Annotated in this window: 15 protein-coding genes; 2 read left to right on the forward strand and 13 right to left on the reverse strand. The window is 34.2% G+C overall.

The annotated features are described in order from the left end of the window. Window positions 1–161 precede the first annotated feature (161 nt). From HOO91_14115 to HOO91_14170, 12 genes are all read right to left on the reverse strand, one after another. Window positions 162–2,075, reverse strand: a complete 1,914-nt coding sequence (locus tag HOO91_14115) for a flotillin family protein (protein ID NOU18688.1) — start codon at window positions 2,073–2,075, stop codon at window positions 162–164. A 205-nt stretch (window positions 2,076–2,280) separates the two neighbouring features. Beyond that, window positions 2,281–3,366: a winged helix DNA-binding domain-containing protein gene (locus HOO91_14120; protein ID NOU18689.1), complete on the reverse strand. Its 1,086-nt coding sequence runs from the start codon at window positions 3,364–3,366 to the stop codon at window positions 2,281–2,283. Between the two features lie 88 nt (window positions 3,367–3,454). Next, complete coding sequence (locus HOO91_14125) at window positions 3,455–3,865, reverse strand: zinc-ribbon domain-containing protein (GenBank protein ID NOU18690.1); 411 nt, start codon at window positions 3,863–3,865, stop codon at window positions 3,455–3,457. Window positions 3,866–4,204: 339 nt separating this feature from the next. After that, complete coding sequence (locus tag HOO91_14130) at window positions 4,205–5,857, reverse strand: M28 family peptidase (GenBank protein NOU18691.1); 1,653 nt, start codon at window positions 5,855–5,857, stop codon at window positions 4,205–4,207. Window positions 5,858–6,133: 276 nt separating this feature from the next. Further along, complete coding sequence (locus HOO91_14135) at window positions 6,134–6,733, reverse strand: hypothetical protein (GenBank protein ID NOU18692.1); 600 nt, start codon at window positions 6,731–6,733, stop codon at window positions 6,134–6,136. Between the two features lie 491 nt (window positions 6,734–7,224). Then, the gene (locus HOO91_14140) at window positions 7,225–7,575 is read right to left on the reverse strand and encodes a DUF2200 domain-containing protein (GenBank protein ID NOU18693.1); all 351 of its coding nucleotides are present in this window, start codon (window positions 7,573–7,575) and stop codon (window positions 7,225–7,227) included. A 152-nt stretch (window positions 7,576–7,727) separates the two neighbouring features. After that, entirely contained in the window at window positions 7,728–8,036 is a 309-nt protein-coding gene (locus HOO91_14145; protein ID NOU18694.1) for a type II toxin-antitoxin system RelE/ParE family toxin, read from the reverse strand. Next, entirely contained in the window at window positions 8,027–8,269 is a 243-nt protein-coding gene (locus HOO91_14150; protein NOU18695.1) for a hypothetical protein, read from the reverse strand. Before HOO91_14150 ends, HOO91_14145 begins: the two co-directional genes overlap by 10 nt. A gap of 209 nt (window positions 8,270–8,478) precedes the next feature. Further along, window positions 8,479–8,838, reverse strand: coding sequence for a DUF2200 domain-containing protein (locus tag HOO91_14155; GenBank protein ID NOU18696.1), 360 nt, complete (start codon window positions 8,836–8,838; stop codon window positions 8,479–8,481). Window positions 8,839–8,990: 152 nt separating this feature from the next. After that, the gene (locus HOO91_14160) at window positions 8,991–9,299 is read right to left on the reverse strand and encodes a type II toxin-antitoxin system RelE/ParE family toxin (protein NOU18697.1); all 309 of its coding nucleotides are present in this window, start codon (window positions 9,297–9,299) and stop codon (window positions 8,991–8,993) included. Then, a complete protein-coding gene (locus tag HOO91_14165; protein NOU18698.1) occupies window positions 9,290–9,532 on the reverse strand; it encodes a hypothetical protein in 243 nt (80 codons plus the stop codon). The genes HOO91_14160 and HOO91_14165 overlap by 10 nt, the downstream gene beginning before the upstream one ends. Before the next feature lie 175 nt (window positions 9,533–9,707). After that, entirely contained in the window at window positions 9,708–12,227 is a 2,520-nt protein-coding gene (locus HOO91_14170) for a metallophosphoesterase (protein ID NOU18699.1), read from the reverse strand. A gap of 541 nt (window positions 12,228–12,768) precedes the next feature. On the opposite strand from HOO91_14170, the gene HOO91_14175 reads away from it, so the two are divergent. Next, entirely contained in the window at window positions 12,769–14,307 is a 1,539-nt protein-coding gene (locus HOO91_14175; GenBank protein NOU18700.1) for an aromatic amino acid lyase, read from the forward strand. A 316-nt stretch (window positions 14,308–14,623) separates the two neighbouring features. Here the strand turns inward: HOO91_14175 and HOO91_14180 are convergent, their stop codons facing one another. Then, window positions 14,624–17,380, reverse strand: coding sequence for an insulinase family protein (locus HOO91_14180; protein NOU18701.1), 2,757 nt, complete (start codon window positions 17,378–17,380; stop codon window positions 14,624–14,626). A gap of 391 nt (window positions 17,381–17,771) precedes the next feature. On the opposite strand from HOO91_14180, the gene HOO91_14185 reads away from it, so the two are divergent. Beyond that, a complete protein-coding gene (locus HOO91_14185; GenBank protein ID NOU18702.1) occupies window positions 17,772–18,419 on the forward strand; it encodes a nitroreductase in 648 nt (215 codons plus the stop codon). Window positions 18,420–18,575: the final 156 nt, after the last annotated feature.

An 18,575-nucleotide genomic window follows, 5' to 3' on the forward strand; every position in this document is an offset into this window, starting at 1 on the left:
TGGCTAAAAAATATTAAAAGCCACTAAATCACAAAGTCACAAAAATCCACCAAAAAAATTACCGAATCATTGTAAAATAATGCTAACTCCTGAAGTTATTACAATTATGGAGTTTGCATAATGCAAACTCCATAAAAACAACATTAATCAAATATCAGCAATTACTTTTTAATTTTTTGTTCTTCCTTATTTTTAGGATCTAGCATTTCCAATAATTTCAAACCTAAAATTCCTTCTACTGCCGTTCCATTAGCATTTGTACCGCCAATTAAAACATCAGGTATCAACTTAACATTACCCTTTGCAAGTTCTTCTGTTATTTTGTAGCGTGTAAAATTATCGCCTCCAATTGCCTTAACTGCAAGTTCATAAGACTCTGCTGTTGATTTACCAATAGCCAATATCTTTGTTGCTTCTGCATTACCTGTTAAGGAAATCTGTTCTGCTTGCGCTGATGCTTTTAATTTAATTGCTTCAGATTCTGCCTGAGCCCTAGCCCTTGTTGATTCTGCCTCAGCATGAGCACGCATTTTAGTTGATTCGGCCTCTGCGCTTACTGCTAACTTAACACTACTAGCATCACCTTCCGCTTTTTTAACTGTTGCATTTGCTGTTCTTTCTGCAATTTCAACGCTTTGCTGCGCCTTAACTATATCCTTTTGCATATCGGCAATGGCTGTTTCCTTTTCCATGCCTTGTCTGGTTTCTTGCGCTCTCTTTTGTGTATCGTAGGTGACTTTTTGTTCTTCCGCAATTTTTCTATCCGTTAATGTTTTCATAAGCGTTTCGGGAGGAACAATATCACCAATTAGAGTATCTACGGCATTTACGTTATACTCATCTAATACTTTTTTGATGTGCGCTTTTGCTGAATCCTGACGTTCTTTACGGGTACTTAAAAATGCAATAACATCGCTATCCTGTGCTGAGTTTCTGAAGTAGTTACCAATTGTCGGTTCTAAAACTTGTGAAACGAGGTTAACCATATTTCCAAATCGAGCTATCACTTTTGGAGCCTCAATTGATGGAACGTGAATAATTTGGGCTACATCGAGGTTAAATGGGAAACCATCTTTTGAACGAACTGTAATTGTTGAAAGGTTTTTATCGAGATTATGCGCTTCGCTCCTTGCAGTTGCCCAGTTTAAAACAAGGTTTGTTGTAGGAACCAATTCAACCTTCATTGTGTATTTGTTAATTGGGTATTTACCTGGCCCAAGCGGTTCGAGCCAAACTCCTTTATACCCTTTTTCAACAATATTTCCATGAGTAAAATCAGAACCTGTTAAATCCTTGCCATCTTGCCCAATGTAAGAGATTACAACACCTACGTAACCAATTGGTATTTCGGACATTGGGGTTTCTTCAATTTGAATTGCCCATGGATTAAGGTTATATGAACCTGCAAGGATCACTTGCGGTTGCAAACCTCTATTACCTCCATTTTTAATGAAAGCATCAAAGTCCTGAAAATTATTATGCCCTTCGATTAATTTACCAGCTATTTGTCCTCTTTCAATTGGAAGCCCATCAAGGGTTGTTACAATACCTACCATGCTTTCCTGAATTCTTATCATATCTGTGATTGAAATCTGAAAGAGCATTGTGTTGATACGATAAGAACCAGCAGTAATATATGAAGCTTGCCTTCCTCGCTGACCGCCAGTAGTAAGAAATTTTTCAGCATCTTGAAAATTATCACAATCTACTCGTTGAGCAAGTATATTACCTGTTGGAATCTCATTACCATCTTTTGATAATGCTAGACCAATCTTACCTTCTGGAATAACTGTGAAAGATTCCATGGTAATTTCATACTGCCATACCCATTTCCCAAAATATAATCCTGGAGCAAGAGTTCGTGCCTGAAATCCAGCTTCTCCATTTGTTGCAATTATCCGCCCTCCGGGCAATTCCTTAAATTTACCAAATAACACAAATTTTTTGGTAACCAGACCGATCCTATCCTCAGGTACTATTACCATCCCAAATAATAATCGCGCAATTATTTTTGAAAAAACAATACAAAGGACTATAAAAAAAATCCACCAATACGCTAAAAAGAAATTCTCCATAATTTGTTGATTTTAAATTTGTTTATCTATTCCGTATTTGATTATTCAATGTTTTCAGAGTTACCTATTGTAGCCAACGCCTGTTAATCAGTGCCGTTTCGTCACCTAATAGTAAAGCTAGCAAAAAGCAATGAACTTGCCAAATGCATTATTAATCCTATTAGAATAATTACATTATCTGATACTGCTTTCATTATTTATTGAATCACTCAATGCTATGTTTTACGTCTGTTTTTTTACCCAAAAAGTTTCCAAATGCTATAGCCTTTTCTTCAACTAAATTTTTAATCGATTTGTTTTGTGGTTGAAAAAAGTCTGTTTCTACAATTACTTTATCATTCTTTATTGTTCGTTTCCATAGGCCTAAAACTTGTCCATTAATCACAATAATGGGTCTGAAAATTCCATTATCGGAAACAGCTTTTTTAAAATTTGCCAGAGGGAGCGAAGCACTTCTGTCCTTATAACTGATTAAAAATTCATCAAAAGCAGGTAATAGATATGTAGAATTATTATCACTTTGAGGTACAGAAAACGAATTGGTAAACCAGTATGTTTCCGAGCCTTTTTTCTCCGAAATAAAACCTGCCTTTACCATTTCTAAAGCATTTCTTGCATCGCTAACGGATAAGCCCGACCACCAAACGAAATCTTGTAATGTAGCAGGGCAGCGACTGGTGAAATATCTACTTGCTATTTTTTCTAGCGATTCTTCTCTTGTCTGGCTTTTAGTTTTCGGAACTCTTTCACTGAGCAGGGCGTATGTTTGCTTCTTATCCTTTATTGCTCCGCTACAAACTATACCGTCCAATTCAGCTCTCATCAAAATATGAGACGTTCTATTTTCGTCAGTAGCGATTTTAGCATTTTGAAGTATAGCAACTATCTCTTCCCTTGTTAAATGGTTTCCACCCAACAGTGCTTTTTGAATCAACTCATTGCTTTTATTAATAAGGGATTCGGTAAGTTCCAATCCTTGATGCCTCAATCTCAACGATGCTTTTATTTTAGGTGCTGTTAGCTCAAGCAACCAGTAAATATCCTCTGCCGAAACAAAATGCCAAGTTGGTCTTAGTAAATGTGTTCGGATAATTTCTCCCTGATCAATAGCTTTTTCTATTACTTCATTCGTAGAATTGGAAAGCCGAGCTCCAATAGCCCATTTTACCATAGCGTAATCCTGAGCCTGCATTGCACCCATCCACCCAACAATGTCTTTAACAGTTGTAAATTTTGTTGTTATGATTTGTTGGTTGATAAGTCGAATATTTGAAATGTCGATTAAAGTCATAGCGTATTGTTGACGGTTTAACTTACTTTTATATCTATAAGTTATTATTTTATTGATCTAAGTGTTATTAAGTGAGGTACTTTAATTGTCAATCAAATCCTGGCAAAAAGAATTCAACCTTTCCACAATTCGGGCAACTGTACAAATCAAAGGATTCGCGATACGAAAGCAGATCAAGTAAGCCACCCGAGGCAAGAATACTCGTTCCTTCGTGAAATTTATAATTCCCTTTAAAGTTTAATGAAACGCTGCATCTTAAGCAATTGATCTTTTTTAACCCTGAAGGTTTTTCATCAGCCTCCTGTTTAACTATTGCGAGATTATTACCACAATTGGGGCAAAACTCCGCAGATGATTCAATTTCCTGATTGCACTCTGGACAGATTTGCCTAAAATCGCTACTTTCAAGAACTCTTTCATCATCAAAACTATACTGGCAATTCCAGCATAGGTCAAAATTGTCTTCAACTTCAGCATTGCACTTGGGGCATTTCTTCATATTGAGCTAATTATCTGGTTAGATTTATTGAAAATAATTGTTTCGATTTACGTAATATTTGATCAATTGTAACTATTCGGGTTTATATTTCAGCAAACATTCTTTTGAAAGAATAGATTAAGTCACCTTTCGTTAAGCCCTGCTGAGTTCACGCAAAGTCGCAAAGCACGCCAAGGTAGAAAAAACTAAAGGTTTTTCTCTTTGCGCAGAATCCGTAGATTCAATTTGGTGTGATCCAATCTTAGTATTTCGGTTGAGTTTAACTTTGTTCTTCATCTATTTTACATTCTTTGCGGCTTAGCGACTTTGCGTGAGATTTTTTTATTGCCAAATAGTTTTTTATTTCTTTTCTTTTAAAACATATTTATCAAGAAGCCAACTCTTGTTCCACTTGATATCTCCCATACTATTTGTTATGTAATAAAGCGTTAAGAAGTTTAATTTAATCGCCGTCAAAAATGCTTTATCGGAATAACTTTGGTTTAAATCATCAAAAGGGGAATGATAATATTTCATCAACCACCTGTTTGTTCGCTTTAGCCCATTAATTCTGGGGTCAACGGCAGAGTTTCCGGGTATAATAAATATACTAGGGATTCCTTTTTTGATGAATGAAAATTGGTCTCCCCTTTCAACATAATCCTCTTCAAGCGATTTGCTTGCTGCAATTGTTAAATTCAGATTGCTTGCCGAGTAATCAATTGCATCGGATAAGTTTGAATGCAAATAACCAATGGGAATAATGCCCTTGGTTTCGAACAGATTTGCAATCATATCCAGGTTTAGGTTTGCTACTATTTTGCCGTTTCTAATTTCATTTCTATTGGCATAGTAATGAGAGCCAAGCAAGCCCTCCTCTTCGGCTGTATAACAAATAAAAATAGTAGATCGTTTTGGTTTTACGGGTAACTGACTAAAGGCTTTTCCAATTGTTATTGTGGCTGCAACGCCCGAGGCATTATCCAACATACCGTTGTATATTGAATCGCCTTTAATTTTCTTTCCTATTCCAAGATGATCAAGGTGAGCACCTATAACAACGTATTCATTTTTTAGGATTGAATCGGTGCCAGGTATAATCGAAACCACATTTTTACCATAAACACATTCGATATTTGCAGTGTATGAGCAGCTTATTGTCATGCCCAACTCCTTACTCATATTCTTACCGTTTTCAATACTTTTAAATTCTTTTGAAAAATGAAATCCTTTTAGATCAAAAACATCTTTAATGAAAGATATTTTGGCAAATACGCATAAGTTCAGATCAACATCTGACATTGATCCATGGATTGAAGTATCGGCATAGTAAAGCGTGCTTTTTGATAGATACCCATGAACATACCTAAATATAAGGTTTTGGAATAATCTTCCCTTTGGGTAAAAGAGAATTATACCGCTTGCTCCCTGTTTTTCTGCATTGTGAATTTTCAGCAAAATATCATCGAATGCTCTGTTTTTGATTGATTTCGGCCCCCCAACGGCTACAATAACCGTTTTACCTCTTACATCAACACCCTCATAATCATTAATTTTATCTTCGGGTAAGATATTCCCATACCCAACAAATACAAGACTTTGCTTTTGGTTAAAATTGTTAGATTTTGCACCTACCAAGAAACTTACATTTTTTCCATAAATTCCATTCAACGATTTTGAATTATTTTCAACCTGAAATTTAATAGAAGAGGCTACTATGGAAGGTTTTATAAACAGTATTTTCTGAAAATAAGTGCCAGAATCGCCAAATGGAAGCATTCCGTTTTTCTTAAATTCTTCGGCTACATAATTTGCTGCCATATTTAAACCCTCAGAGCCTACATCACGCCCTTTCAGCCCATCACTTGCAAGATATTTGAGATGTTTAAAGAAGTAACCGTATTCAATACCATTCATTGCTGAAATAGCAGTATCATCCGCTTTCTGGGAGAATGCAGCTAAATATGATAAAAATAGAATTCCGCTGATATATATCTTTTTTAAACTTAGCATCTACGCTTGTGAATTATTGATAATTGGGAATCAATCGCCAAATCTATTATCCCATGTTATAATTTACAATAGTTCGGTACTTTTTTTGGTGTATTTTGGTGATTTCGTGATTTCGTGGCTATTATATTGCCACCAATACACGAAAACACAAAATATCACAAAAACAATATGTTACAAATCAATAATAATGCTTTATTGAACTATTGAATTTATATAAGTACAAAATAATTCGTATTGCTATCCTTTCCTCAATAACTTTGTTACGAGTTGAGATTTTTATTTTTGAATTCCTATTTCTTTTATTACTAATTTATAATTCTCAGCTATTTGCAAGCTTATCCATCCGTAAGTTGTGTCCTGTAATTGGATCATCCGAAAACCCATGTATAGATCTTCTGCATCCCAAAAATTACTGTTTATTCCAATATTATCTGGATCATAGCTACTTAGGTATGTTTGAAGTGATGTAGTAATCCAAATATGTTTATTATCAATTGTATCATTTAGATGTTTTGGCGACATAAATATTTCAATCTTTTTATCTCTAGAAATGCATTCAATTTTGCATCCTTCGGTGGGGGTAACATAACCGATAGGATGACCCATTCCATAAAATGAATAGAAGTCTAAATCTTTACTCCCATTAAAATCAGCATCAATTAGTAGTGTTCCAGAATAACCTGTTGATGGTATTCCATTAACATCATTATTTGCCAACGTTATATGTAAATCAGGTTCATAATCTTTAACTAACATGGTATTATCTTTCTGACCTGCAAGAATAAAACTATTCCTGTGATCCTCCTCGTTTTTTTCGCAACCTGCCAAAGTAATAGCGAAAAGTATTAATAATCCAAGATGTAATATATTTTTCATTCTATTCAGTATAAAGTTTTGTTTTGCAGCAAATTAACATATTAAAAAATGATTGTATTTTGAGATATAAAACATCATTCTATCCTTCGTTATAAAGCTACTTAAAAGCGATGTACTTACCAAACACTCATCATCTCATACTTTTATGGACACTAGTGAAAAATGAAAAGATTTTGGAGTTTGGGTAAACGATAAGGCTATCGCAAAGTGCGATTATTGAGATGCAATGGTATTTTATTTCAGTGCAATTTAGGATTGTTGTTTAGTAATGGGGCTTGATTCATCAAAGGGGAAAGGGAAAAGGGAAAAATGAAAAGGGAAAAGGGAAAAATGGAAAGGGAAAAGGGAAAAATGGAAAGTGATAAGGTTTTGGAGTTAGGATGCACAATAAGGCTATCGCAAAGTGCGATTATTGAGATGCAATGGTATTTTATTTGAGCATGTTTTTACCTTTTATCAAGTTTAATGATTCTGATTTTATCTTAGGATTTTTAGCTCCTTAAAATCTTATCCATTGCTTTACCCTTTGCCAATTCATCAACTAGTTTATCTAGGTAACGAATTTTTTGCATAAGCTCGTCTTCAATTTCTTCAACTCGATAACCACAAATTACGCCCATGATTTTTGAAACATTTGGATTAATCTGCGGTGCTTGGGCGAAGAAGGTTTCAAAATCATTATTCTTATCGATTTGTTGTTGCAATGTTTGTTGATCATATCCTGTTAGCCAAAAAATAATGGCATCTACCTCAGCTTTTGTGCGTCCCTTTTTCTCCGTTTTTTGTATATACAACGGGTATACACTTGCAAAAGAGGTTTTAAATATTTTTGTATTATCCATTTTGCTTGTTATTAATTATCAAGGTTAATTTCCTTTAGTCAGCAACTAGTTAACTTTGTTGTTCTTGCGTTCCTAATGAGTCAACAGCCCAAATACAACCGAGCGTTTTGTGCGAGTTCGGCGGAGCCAATAAATACGCTGTCAGTGCTAGGCTATATTTTCTTGATTTTCTCTGGGTTCTGTCTACAATCAAAGACTGATGCAATTGTGATAAGATTTTCCTTCTTCCAATAAATGATTTTGTAATTGCTTTCAACCAGATATCTAAATTCTTCTGGGTAGTTGCTTAAAAGTTCTTCTTTCGGGCCTGCTGATGGATTGCTTTCTAGGATGGTAACTTTGTCAAGAATTCTATTTATTATCTTTCTTGCAATTCGTGAACTAACCTCTAATGAATAGTAATCAAATATGTCTTTGAGTTGCCTTTCAGACAGTTCAGACCATTCAATCCTTATTTCCATGTCTTCACCTTCTTCTTAAGTTCTTGGTGAGTGATAACTCGACCAGTATCGCAATCACATTTCGCTTGGTCAATCATTTCATGGAATTCGTTCAACGACATGGGTTTTAAGTTTTTTTCATGAGAAACTTTCTTTTCCTGCTTAATGAAAGATTCAATTTTAGTGATTAGACTTTCGTCACTAATACGTAGGAATTCTTCAATTAGAATCAGTTTTCTCGCTTGAATATTCATGTCCTTAGTCTTTCTGCAAATATAAATGTTTTCGAAGGGAAAAGCATCGTCTTGTCGTTTTTTTAGCTTGACGCTAACGGGAAAGTGAAAAGGTTTTGGAGTTGGGGTGCACGATAAGGCTATCGCAAAGTGCGATTATTGAGATGCAATGGTGTTTTATTGGAGCGCATTTTCACTTTTTTATCAAGTTTAATGATTCTGATTTTATCTTAGGATTTTTGGCTCCTTAATATCTTATCCATTGCTTTTCCCTTAGCCAATTCATCAACTAGCTTATCTAAGTAACGAATTTTTTGCATAAGCTCGTCTTCAATTTCTTCAACTCGATAACCACAAATTACGCCCATGATTTTTGAAACATTTGGATTAATCTGCGGTGCTTGGGCGAAGAAGGTTTCAAAATCATTATTCTTATCGATTTGTTGTTGCAATGTTTGTTGATCATATCCTGTTAGCCAAAAAATAATGGCATCTACCTCAGCTTTTGTGCGTCCCTTTTTCTCCGTTTTTTGTATATACAACGGGTATACACTTGCAAAAGAGGTTTTAAATATTTTTGTATTATCCATTTTGCTTGTTATTAATTATCAAGGTTAATTTCCTTTAGTCAGCAACTAGTTAACTTTGTTGTTCTTGCGTTCCTAATGAGTCAACAGCCCAAATACAACCGAGCGTTTTGTGCGAGTTCGGCGGAGCCAATAAATACGCTGTCAGTGCTAGGCTATATTTTCTTGATTTTCTCTGGGTTCTGTCTACAATCAAAGACTGATGCAATTGTGATAAGATTTTCCTTCTTCCAATAAATGATTTTGTAATTGCTTTCAACCAGATATCTAAATTCTTCTGGGTAGTTGCTTAAAAGTTCTTCTTTCGGGCCTGCTGATGGATTGCTTTCTAGGATGGTAACTTTGTCAAGAATTCTATTTATTATCTTTCTTGCAATTCGTGAACTAACCTCTAATGAATAGTAATCAAATATGTCTTTGAGTTGCCTTTCAGACAGTTCAGACCATTCAATCCTTATTTCCATGTCTTCACCTTCTTCTTAAGTTCTTGGTGAGTGATAACTCGACCAGTATCGCAATCACATTTCGCTTGGTCAATCATTTCATGGAATTCGTTCAACGACATGGGTTTTAAGTTTTTTTCATGAGAAACTTTCTTTTCCTGCTTAATGAAAGATTCAATTTTAGTGATTAGACTTTCGTCACTAATACGTAGGAATTCTTCAATTAGAATCAGTTTTCTCGCTTGAATATTCATGTCCTTAGTCTTTCTGCAAATATAAATGTTTTCGAAGGGAAAAGCATCGTCTTGTCGTTTTTTTAGCTTGACGCTAACGGGGGTTCAAAATCCTAATATTAGCGTTGAGTCGGATTTTTAATCCAGCTCAACGTTTGGATTTTATATGTCCGAGTTGACGAGGATAGATGGGGCATTATATCATTTTTAATATATCTGATGCAACCTCATTAATATGAATAAATGTGACTCTATCACCAATTTTCAAGGATAAATCAAAAGACTCAGAAAAATATTCATTTCTTGTTACTAAATCTGAAATAATTACTAAATCTTTGTCAACATCTGTAACAATTCCCTCAAGTCTTAATTCTTTGTTTAAAAAATCAAGTTGATTGCGTGAAATTGTTGTCACTTGAGATATCCACTCCCCAGTTTCCCTATCTCGACTAGTACAGATTTTCCTAGTATCCTTTAAATAATGAGTTTGAACATCCATTAATATACAAAAAGGATATGTAAATTCATATGTTGAACCTCTACTTCCTGCACCAACTTCTGCTAATTTTACAATATTAAACTCTTCGTTCTTAGCATGAAGAGAAGAAACTAAACTAGTTAGATTTGGTAATCTAAATCGGTAAGTTATTTGTTTTTTACATGCTTTTGCTAATGAATTAGCTATTTCTCTTTCCGACAAATCATAACTTGACAAAAGATTTTGTGAAAAATCTTTTATGATACAAATAATATCACTCTTATTATATAATCTATTTTTTGAATAACTTGTCGAAGTAATACACTTATCCATTAGACTTGCAAATCTACGAGAGGAACCATCTGAAGCATAAATCAGCTGTTCCAAAGCGTCATGTTCTAAACCTCCATTTATTTCAATTATATCAGAAATTTTAGTTGGTTCAATCTTGTTAATTGATACTACTTTTAAGTAATTATTAACTAACTCAATACAATACTTTCGATAAGCTTCATAATCATCACTAGTTTTTACATTGTAATCAAGGTTAACAATAGAGCCAAACCTATCCTCATTTAGAATATCTGAAATATCATTAGGATAAACAGCTATTCTAGTAAAATAAGGACCACTATTTCTTATAGAATTCATCCAACGCAAAAAACCACTTTCAGAATCATGAAAGAATTCTCTAGGAAAAACAGGAGCAACTTCATCAATTAATAATAAAACATGAGTAAAATAGTTAGACATATTTTCCTTCAGTGCTACACCAAGCTTCCAGATAATACTTCCTTCCTGATTTGATAAGACTTTCAACTTTTGTTTGACACGAAATAAGGCATTTCTAAATTCTGCAGATTTTAATTCTTTATCTTTTATTTCTAAAGCAGATAAGGTCGATTCAAAAATTAATTTTTCAGCAGATTCAATTATTGTACTTATTGCACTTTTCCATTCAGAACTATGAATTAATGTGAAATTTACAAGTACGGGAAATGATTCACTAACTTTTTTGTCTTTTACATTGATATCAAATGTATAATTGCCAAATACATTTAAATATCTTAATAGCATTGTTTTGCCAGAACCTCTACTTCCTCTAATTATTGCATCACCTGTGGGTCTAACCGCACCCTTATTTCTACCCTCACTAGAAACAAACAACTGAATTATTTGATTTGTTGAGATTTTTTCTGCATTATTAAAAGTAAAGGGATTTCGTTTAATTTTGAATTTTTCAATTAAAGTCAAATCCTCCATACTATTAGAAGAAAATGTATCAAAATTAATGATGTAAGGCAAATCAAATACGCTTGGATTTAATTCAAGTGAATTATCCTCAGTCCAAGCTCCTAAACCCAGTTTGCCACGTTTATTAGGGCTATAAGCTCTCCAATATGATTCAAGTTTTTTATTATGCGAATCCAAAATGTGAATAGTATATTGATTTTGAATTCCATCAGTCCGTTGACTTCTATCAACTCCAGCAGACCCTGAACCGGAATATATAATAACTTTACCATCATGTTTAACCTCTTGACACCTATTTTCATGGATATGACCAGTAAATAATATGTTATAACCATTTTCAATTAAAATAGTCTCAATCTCGTAAGAATTATTAATAATTGAATTTGATTCCTTTCCATTTTGCTCTATCCTATGATGACATATACATATTTTTGTATAATCATCATTTCCATTGCCAAGTTTCCTAACAATACTATTAACAAGCTTCTCTGAATCTACATATCCACAATGATTTAAATGGTCTTCCTTTTCACAACTGTTTATGAACAAAAACTCAATTCCTAATCTATGATCAAAGAACCGATTATAAAACTCGGGACTTATCCTAGAGTATTTATTACATGTATTATATGCAAACTTATTATAATTACTATACTTCAGATTAACATCGCCAACATCTGATGATATCTCTGCTAATTTCCAATTAATATCATGATTCCCTGGTACACTTAAAACAGAGTCTTTGTCAATAGATATTTTTCGTGCTAAATTATTGATAACATTCTCAGCGTCTAAAAATTCATCTGCATGCGCAGTTTCAGTTATATCACCTGTTAACAAAATATAAATTGGCAAAAACTGAAATTTATCCGCCATAAAATTGATATCATTTGCAATCGATTCATAAATTTTAGAAGGATTTCCAAAACGATGTTTTGCTCCAAATTGCAAATCTGACAATTGAATAATTCCGTATCGTATCATATTTTACTTTTTATCAAGGTAGTGTTTTATTGCCTTGCGCATAACTTAATAGGGTTTTATCCCCTGTTTTCCATAACAAAATTAGCAAAAAACATGAATGCCCAAAATTGGAAAGATCCAATAATTGAAATCCTTATAATCAAATATAACTCTTTTTATAAATTATCATTGGGCTATACTTTAGAATTATAGAACAACCCATTGTCCTATTCTATAATTCACTTTTATATTATTTCTCCAGTTTGGATTGGGAATTATTGTAGCATCCAATTTTCTTGCTTCTCTGTGTCGTTATTTTAAATATTTACATATATTTACGAAACTAATCTTCAAGTATGAATCGTTGGCAGCTTAAATTTAAGATTAAAATTAACCGCACCTGCCTCTGCGTTCGCTAATTGGATATTATCCCAATATCCCTATTTTCAATATTTTAAATTTCATTTTTCATTATTGATGCCCGCTGTTAAGCATTTTAACAGTTTGGTTTTATACGATAATTCAATTATTACATTCTATAATCATCTAAAATAAACATAATATGACATTAGTTATCAATGGAGCAAACCTCAAGATTGAGGATGTTGTAAGAGTTGCTCGTTTCAACGAGAAGGTGGAGTTACACCCCGAGGCAGTTGCGAAAATTAATAAGTGCCGTGCAATGCTCGATAAAAAGATTGCTGCACACGAGATTATGTACGGTATTAATACTGGTATTGGTGAATTCTCCGAGATTGTTTTAAATGATGATCAGGTTCAGGATTTTCAAAAATATCTGGTTTATAACCATGCTGCAGGTATTGGAAATGCAATGCCATTGGATCATGTAAGGGGAGCAATGTTAGGTAGAATCAATGTTCATGCTCATGGGAACTCAGGTTGCCGCATTGAAATCACCCAAACATTGGTTGAAATGCTTAATAAAGGGGTTACCCCTTATGTTTGCGAAAAGGGTTCAGTGGGTGCTTGTGGCGATTTAGCTCCAATGTCGCAAATTGCGTTACTTTTAATGGGCGAAGGTCATGCTTTCTATAAAGGGGAAAAATTGGAGGGTAAAGAGGCTATGAAGCGCGCTGGCATAACTGTTCCAGGGCTTCATGCAAGGGATGGTCTTGCTGCTATTAATGGCTCAAATGTACTTACAGCCATGAGCGCATTGATGGTTTACGATACAAATCGATTACTTAAACATGCCGAGATTGCTTGCGCTATGTCGTTAGAGGCATTAAAGGCTAACCTAAAACCCTATCATCCAAAAATTCTTGAGGTAAGAGGATTCCCAGGTGGTATGCGTAGCGCAGCTGCAATCCGTAAGGTTACAAAGGGTGGCGATTTATCGGAAGGTAAGCTAAAAACCAAGGTACAGGATGCGTATTCAATGCGTTCGACCCCACAGGTTATTGGTGCTGCTCATGATGCGCTGAAATATGCCCGTGAACAGGTGGAAACCGAATTGAATGGTGTTGGCGATAACCCTATTTTCTTTGCTGATGAGAATCTTGCTCTATCAGGAGCAAATTTCCAAGGTTCACCAATCTCATTACCAATGGACTTAGTTGGTGCTGCTGTTACAATGGTTTGCGTTCTATCTGAGCGTAGGATGAACCGCCTGAATAATCCAGCATTAAGCGTTGGCTTACCTCCATTCCTAACCAAAGATCCTGGAATGTTCTCGGGTTTAATGCTAAGCCAATATACTGCTGATATGCAGATTGTAGAGCAAAGAATTCTTTGTATGCCAGCTTCAATCCAATCAATCCCTGCCGCTGCGGATCAGGAAGATTTTGTATCCATGGGTATGAATACTGCGCTTAAGAATTTCCAAATTCTTGATAACGCTTATGGTATTCTTGGTATTGAGTTTATGGCTGCTGCACAGGCACTCGATCTTCGTGGATTAATTGAAACACCTTACAAATACGGTATCGGAACTCAAAAGGCAAAGGATACTATTCGTAAACATGTGAAATTCCTCGATATAGACCGCCCTCTATACCCAGATCATAATGCGATGAAAGAGCTTGTAAAAACAGGTGAAATCCTAGAGGAAGTTGAAAAGGAGATTGGAAGTTTGGAATAAAACTTTTAATCAATAATTAACGTGTTTTCGATATAATTTTTAACACAGAGATTTTAAGTTTTGGATCTAACAAAATGGTTGTTTTAATAAGATACAGACTTGCCATAATAATGTTTATTGATATTGAGAAGCACTGCTTGTCCCGATGAAATCGGGAGAGAACGCTGAGGTTTGTTGATTCTGCATAAATGCAAAATCGACAATGCACTTTAAACCCTCATTTTTCAATGTAACTCCTTGTTTCGAACTAACGTTAATTAATAAAAAAACCCCTCTCTAATTAAATCAGAGAGGGGTTTTATGTAAATTATTGAAATTACTCTTTAACTACTTCAATCTCTCCAATTTTTAGCTTCTTAAGAACTGGTACTTGAGTTTTTGCATCACCAGCAATCACATAGTACATCTTATCGGGGTTAAGATATTTCTGGGCTAGCGCTTTTAGCTTATCATTTGTCATGCCAGTTATTATCTCCTCCTCCTGCTTTACATAATCCTTTGGTTTATTATAGGAGCTTATATCCTGTAACATGCCAATTAATGACCATAAGGTTTCAAAGCGAAGGGCATTCGATTTTAGAAGAGCATTCTTTGTAAATTGAAGCTCTTCATCGGTAATACCATCACGATATTTAGTCATAATATCTTTAAAAATATCTACAGACTCAGCAGTTGCAGAAGATCTAACGCTTGCGTTTGCAGTAAATGATCCCGTAAATTCATTCCCATTGAAATAAGTTCTTGCACCATAAGTAAAACCTTTCTCTTCGCGCAATACCATGTTCACTTTTCCGTTGAATGAACCACCCAACTTATAGTTCATAACCTGTAAGGGGTAGTAATCTGGGTTTGTTGCTGATAATGAAAGATTACCAATGTTAATTACGGATTGGAATGCACCTGGAATATCAACAATATAAATCTTTGATTTTTCAAGTTGTGCGGGATACTGGTATTCAGGGAACTTAACATCTTTAGAAAGCCATTTATTCCCAAGATCAGCCAATGCATTCATAACCTGATCCTGTTTAATACTACCAACAATATGGAAATTAGAAATAGAAGGGGTAAAATAGCTATTGTAGTACTCTTTTAAATCGTCTAATGTAATACTGGAAACTGATGATTCAGTTCCAGTTATTGGAATTGAAAGAATATTACCAGATCCATAAATCAACTTATCAAACTCAAATGCTGCAAGGAAATTTGGATTCGCTTTATTCCTTTTTATCCTATTTAAAATATTGATTTTTGCTAAATTGAATTCCACAGAATCCCAACGTGGTTCAAGAAGCATTTCTTGAACAATAGCCAATGTCTTCTCAAAGTTTCTTGAAAGAGTATTAACATTAATGGATATATTAGTATAATCAACACTAACCCAAATGCTAGCTCCAAGCATTTTAATCTCTTCCTCCAGCTGCTCTGGTGTTTTATTTTTTGTGCCCTGATTAATAACTTTTGTCAATACGTAGGCTAAGCCTGATTTTTCGAGTTTATCGAGATAGTGGCCTCCATTAACAACGATATTAAATTGTACCAAAGGAAGTTCGTTCTGTTCAATCCCATAAACCTTCATCCCATTTGCAAGTTTACCATCCCAAATAGTTGGAATATTGAGTTTTGGATCCTCACCAAAAGCGGGACTTACAGAACGATCGAAGCTAGTTTTGGTTTTTTCTATTTTCTCTTCGGTAGTATCAGCAACTTTTACTTCAGTTGCATTTGTGATATCCTCTTCAACAACGCTGGCTTTTATCGAACCTTCAACGGCTAACTCAGGTTGTCCTTTAGGAACAAAACTTGTTTCAACAAAAGGTTTTCCTTTTATATAAGTGTTGTAAACCCTAATTATATCATCCTTTGAAACAGATTTAAGGTTTTTTAAATCGGCTTTATAGAATGAAGGATCACTCGTATATTCATTATAAATTGCTAATTTGAATGATTTCTCAAGTACACTCGAAATTTCGTTGTAGAAATCGGTCTCAAGGCTTGCTTTTACCCTTTCAATATCATTATCCGTAATTCCATCCTTTTCAAACATTTCGAATGATTCAAAAACAGCTTTTTCAACATCTCCTAGCTTGATGTTTGGGAATGCGGTAATTGCAACCTGAAATTCACCCGCGAGTTCCTGACTAGTGTTATAAGTTGGGGTTGATGAAGCGAACTGTTTTTCCTTAACTATAATCTTATACATTGGTGATTTTTTTCCCTCAGAGAGAAGCTGTGCAAGGTATTGTAGGGCATAAGAATCCTTATTATACTGAGGAACTGTTGGCCAAACCATTGTTAGCTGAGATGCTTTAGCAAAATTATCCTCATGGAACAATTTCTTAGTTTCAGCTAACGTTACTGGCATAGGTTTAGGGCTCTCTAAATCATTCCCCTTAGGTATTTCACCAAAATACTTATCTATTAATTTTTTGGCCTCTACAACATCAAAATCACCCGCTAATACTATTGTAGCATTATTCGGTATGTAAAATTTATTATGAAATTCTTTAACATCCTCAACAGTAGCATTAAATAGATCCTGCATTTCGCCTATCACCTGCCAATTATAGGGATGTCCTTCGGGGTAAAGGGTTTTACCAATCACCCAACCTGTATGTCCGTATGGTTGATTATCAACCCTCTCTCGCTTTTCGTTTTGAACAACATTTTGCTGATTAACAAATGCCTTTTTGGTAACTGTATTAGTCAAATAGCCCATCCGATCGGATTCGAGCCAAAGAATTGTTTCAAGGGCATTTTTGGGTACTACCTCAAAGTAGGTTGTTCCATCATTTCCAGTACCACCGTTCAATTCACCACCTGCGTTTTGTATTATTTTGAAAAACTGGTCTTCGGGCACATTTTCCGATTGCTGAAACATCATGTGCTCAAAAAGATGTGCAAATCCGGTATGACCCATTTTTTCACGATTCGATCCAACATGGTATTGCACAGCAAATGCTACAATTGGATCCGATTTATCGGTATGAAGGATTACATCAAGACCATTCGGTAAAGTGTATTTTTCATACTCTATTTTTAGATCCTGTTTTTTATCGTTGGAACAGGACATAACCAGAACAAATACTGCTGGCAGTAATAAGCTAAAATATTTTCTCACTTGAGTAAAATTAAATTAAACAATTAACAAATTGCAAGTTACAAATCAAAGAGTATAGTTACTAATATTAATATTATGGATCACCTAAAAAAAATAGAATTTTTGAGTTCATAAACTCATTTCAATACTTTTTCAGTTAGTCTACAAAAATGGATGTTTCATCCAATTTAATTCAAAATATTTAATAAAGTTATTACAAAGAAATTTATTTTCATAGAAAACTGATATTTTTGAGAATTAAAAATAATAATTGTTTCATTATCAAATAAAAAATTGGAATTGAAGTTAATTCGCTTTTTAACTCAAAACCAATAATTGAAATGCGCCTTTAAATATAATAAAAATGTCTGTTCCATATAATAAAACATTTGAACAAGTTGTAAAATCGAAAAGATCATTACCAAATTTTTCAAATGAAATTCCACCTATCGATTTATTAAATGAAATAGTTAAATCCTGTATTCATGCACCATATGCTGGAGCCTTAGGAATGCCACTTAATGAGGTAAGAAAGATTTATATCTTCAAGCAAGGAACTGAATCAATGACAATTGCAAGAGATATTCTGCTTTCAGAAATAAAGAAAAATTCTAGAAAAATTTATGCTATTTTAAAATTTTTACCATTTCTTAGAAAGAAGGCAAAACCTTTTGCATATAGACTTAGAGTGTTTTCACCAAAAGGAATCCCTTTACTTTTTGAAGCACCATTTTTTATTGTTATTGCAGAAAAAAAGGGATTTCCTATGGTTAACGAAGAATCATTAACTCATGCTTTGCAAAACATGTGGTTAACTGCTACTAATCTTGGGTTAGAATTTCAGCTTATTACAGCAATTCCGCACATGGCAAACAATAAACAATTTCTTAAACTTCTGAAGTTAAAGAAAGGCGATTATGCTTTAGACGGTTGCGTAGTTGGTTACCCGTATAACCATGCGAAAGAAAGTAAGGATTATGAATTTGAAAAATTCGTAACTTGGGTCGAATAAATATCTTCATCAAAATGTTGTTACATAAGAGATATAACAGACGGGTTAACCCGTCTGTTAATATATCAGTTGCTGATTTCCTATCTTTCATTTGATATTATAATCGATATAAAATTTCACTTGAAATTAAACGCAAGGCAAAAAAATTACTCTAAT

Source organism: Bacteroidales bacterium (assembly GCA_013141385.1).
Classification (GTDB): Bacteria; Bacteroidota; Bacteroidia; order Bacteroidales; family Tenuifilaceae; genus UBA8529.